General features: G+C 52.0%; 4 protein-coding genes and 1 pseudogene. All 5 read left to right on the plus strand.

Annotation, left to right across the window (positions count from 1 at the left end):
• The coding region (locus tag ACJMM9_RS10585) for a hypothetical protein (protein ID WP_405326584.1) at positions 1–789 on the plus strand (789 nt) is incomplete at its 5' end.
• A 125-nt stretch (positions 790–914) separates the two neighbouring features.
• Positions 915–2,186 (plus strand): hypothetical protein, encoded by a 1,272-nt coding sequence (locus ACJMM9_RS10590; RefSeq protein WP_405326587.1) that lies wholly within the window; start codon positions 915–917, stop codon positions 2,184–2,186.
• A 56-nt stretch (positions 2,187–2,242) separates the two neighbouring features.
• Positions 2,243–2,413, plus strand: a complete 171-nt coding sequence (locus tag ACJMM9_RS10595) for a hypothetical protein (RefSeq protein WP_405326589.1) — start codon at positions 2,243–2,245, stop codon at positions 2,411–2,413.
• A 62-nt stretch (positions 2,414–2,475) separates the two neighbouring features.
• The gene (locus ACJMM9_RS10600; protein WP_405326592.1) at positions 2,476–2,889 is read left to right on the plus strand and encodes a hypothetical protein; all 414 of its coding nucleotides are present in this window, start codon (positions 2,476–2,478) and stop codon (positions 2,887–2,889) included.
• A gap of 2 nt (positions 2,890–2,891) precedes the next feature.
• Positions 2,892–3,290, plus strand: a pseudogene (locus tag ACJMM9_RS10605) (hypothetical protein); the annotation flags it as partial.

Below are 3,290 nucleotides of genomic sequence, written 5' to 3' on the forward strand. Positions count from 1 at the left end.
CTTGGCAACATTTCTGCCGCAGACGCAGCGAAGTTCATGGATGAACCAGACATGATCAGCAAGTTCGCTATGGGCAACAGTCCAGAATTCGACCAACTGAACAAGGAACGCAACGAGTTCAGTACGAACAACTTCTCGAAGGCGACCAACATGTTCGAGAAGCTTCAGAATGACGGACATATTCCGCCGACGAACAAGGGTGCCGACCCTAGTTTGTTCTCAAACCAGACGTACCGCCAGTTCTGGAAGAATGCGCCTGAAGCTGAGCTCGGCAATACTCTTATCTTCGGCCCGACGCCTTGCATGTTCGATACTGTCAAGGACGGTAACGGTTTCGGAAAGGGTGACTGCACGGTTGGCGATATCTTTGAACAAGAATACGCTCGCTCCAGGAAGGTTAATGCTAGTCATCCGATCGTCCAGCCGAAGAAGCCGCTGACCCCGGAAGAGTCCTTGGCGAACCTCATGACGGACTTGCCGAAGACGATGGTGAACAAGATTCTAGCCATTCCGAGTGACGACTGGAAGTTCAAGTTTGACGGTGAGGCGTTTGAACTTTGCTACAATGTCGCTTCTCGTACAATCCGCTTGTCGATGTTCAAGAAGAAGCTGGTGGACAGCGACCACTTGGGTAGCGTGTTCTCGTTGAGCTTCGTCAACGATGGCCCCGGCAGCGTTCAGTACAATCGTTCTTTCAACGCATTGAAGGATATCTCCGCCGCTGGCCCCAACGCAAAGCGTCTTTACCAGTGGTTCGGTAAGATAATTGCAACATTCTTCAGCAAATAATGTAATTTAAATCATGGACGCGGTCTGTGGGAAGCCGTGTCTGGCATAGTGGAGTCGGCCACCGAGAGAAATCTTGGTGGCCGCTTTCTTGATAAACTGCAAATAGCTTGAAACGATTGGCCACTATGAACGAGATTGAACAGCTGGAAGAATTTTCCGCAATAATTGAATCCATCAAAATGCCGGAGCACTTGTCGACGGCGCTGATGGAAGCGTTCACGTTTACTCACCACGACTTTGTCATTCCGCCAGACCAGCCGCTGCCTCCAGAGATCGAGACTGAAATTAAGCGTCGCTTGGAGAAGCTTGAACAAAAGAACAAGTCTTGGGGCATCCCTTTTGATCCGGTCGAGGCTCGCCGTAAGCTGGAAACCCAAGCTCGAAAGTTCCCACAGAGTTTTTCGATGGCTACTGACGCTGCGAAGCAAGGTCGTGAACGTTACGAGCAGTATTTGGACAACAGCGTCGGCATGAACATGCGCAACTCGTCCATCAGCGTACCGAATCCGCACGAAGCTCGCCAGAACTACTACAAGGCCGCAGTGAATGTCGTTGCGAGAACTTATCAGAAATATGGAATTCCGTTCGACGAACAGAAGAATCTCGATTACGTTATTCGCCATGACCGTGACAGCGACCATCGCGAGTTCGATCGTAGCACTGCCCAGAATATTTCGTTCCCTACATTCGACGTGGCCAACACCAACAGAATCTTGAACATGCTCAAGCTTGAGAACTCCGCTCTCCGCACGGTGCTGCAGAAGTGCTACTGGTTCCTCGTAAACCTTCAGAAGGCCCAAGAGGAAGGTTCCGTCGGCGGATACTTGATGGTTCAGAAGATGAAGTATTCGAGTGACGTGGTTCCTGAAGAAGCGAAGCCAGTCGCCAAGCTTACCGAGGAAGACCAAGCCGAGTTCGACCGCAAGGAAGCCGAACGCATCGCCAAGGAGAACGCTCCGAAGGGCTACCAGCCAGTCGCCTCTAGGGTGTCTTGCATCGGTGAACTCCGAAACGTGTTCAGTCGTCTTCCGTACTACAAGCTGTACCAGCGTTACGCCCAGTCCGCGAACCCAGCGCAGCTGGAGGTGACTCCGAGACCGAACGAGAAATTCTTCCAGTTCCTATGGCGAGTCAACCGTGGCGGCACTCCGGTAGGCGGTTTCGTAGACCGTCTTGCGAAGGATATGAAGGCCGCATACCCAGAGATGGACTGGAACCGCACCCTCGAATACTACATGGACAAGGTAAAGGATTTCCGAGACTTCTCAAGGCTGTCGCAGCGCGATACCGAGAATGCATTGAAACAAGGTCTTATTACCCAAGACAATGCGGCGCTCTACAAGATCTGGTCGACCTTCCAATACATAAAGCAAGCGAAAGAAGAGCTCGGACGCTAGTCCTCGTTTGATTTTTGCTGAACTCCTTGCTATATTTATGGCAAGGAGTTTTTATTATGAAAGTAATCATGCATCATCAAGTGACTGGCGGCGTCGAGAACGTCGACAAGTGGATCATGGAACAGGGACTTTCCTTGTCCGACGTCCAGATCGTGTTCATGTACAATCCGCGTGGAAGCCGCTACATGGTATTCTACGAAGCCGAAGTGGAAGACAAGAAGAAATGAAACGATTGATGCCAGTCGTCTTCACCGTCCTACTGGTGGTGTCCTTGGCCCGTGCGGTAAGGATGGTTAAAAAGATTGCCGCTGGCACGGCGGCTGGCATCGCTGACTTTTACTCACAGATCAGCATAGCCGACAACTACTATGTCGGCGTTATGGTAAATGCGTGGAGTAAAAGCGGCCCGATTCGTGTCGCATATCTATGGCGAGAAACCGCCACTAGGGATCGGCAGCTCGCTGAGAATGTCAAGAACTATGTCGCTAGGCAGATTCCGTCGCTAAAGAGCTTACTGGTAGTCAAGAAGGCGTCACCAGTCAAGGATTCTGGCCGTGCGGATATGCAGATAGGGTCGATGTCGATGACGCCGGGTGTAACCGCCCAAGAGAATTTTTTGCTCAGGACGGCATCCGCCATATTGTCCGCTGGGAAGATGCTGCGCGAGGCACTAAAGAGGAAACCGAAATGGAACGACTTGTAAGCATGACATCGTGGCGTGGAAGAATCCACCGTGTCGCCGACACTGTGGCTACCATACGCGCACACGCGAGAAATGCGCACGTCGTCCTTACTCTTGCCAAGGACGAGTTCGAAGGCGTCGAACTGCCGGAGCTTGGCGTGGACGAAGTCATCTGGTGCCCAAGGAACATAGGCCCATTCAAGAAGGTGCTGTACACGATGCGGCGCTATCCCGGCTGTCCAGTGCTGTCGGTCGACGACGACATTACTTACGGACAAGTTGTCGACGCAATGTATGGCATGCACGAACGATACCCAGATGACGTTATCAGCAACTTCCCTAACGTCAAGACTGGCGGTATCAGTCTGCCCAACGGATACGCGACTCTGTATCCGCCGAATTGTCTGGACGGCGCACTGGAG

Origin of the sequence: Fibrobacter sp. (assembly GCF_045112255.1) — a bacterium.
In the GTDB taxonomy this organism is placed as follows: Bacteria; Fibrobacterota; Fibrobacteria; order Fibrobacterales; family Fibrobacteraceae; genus Fibrobacter.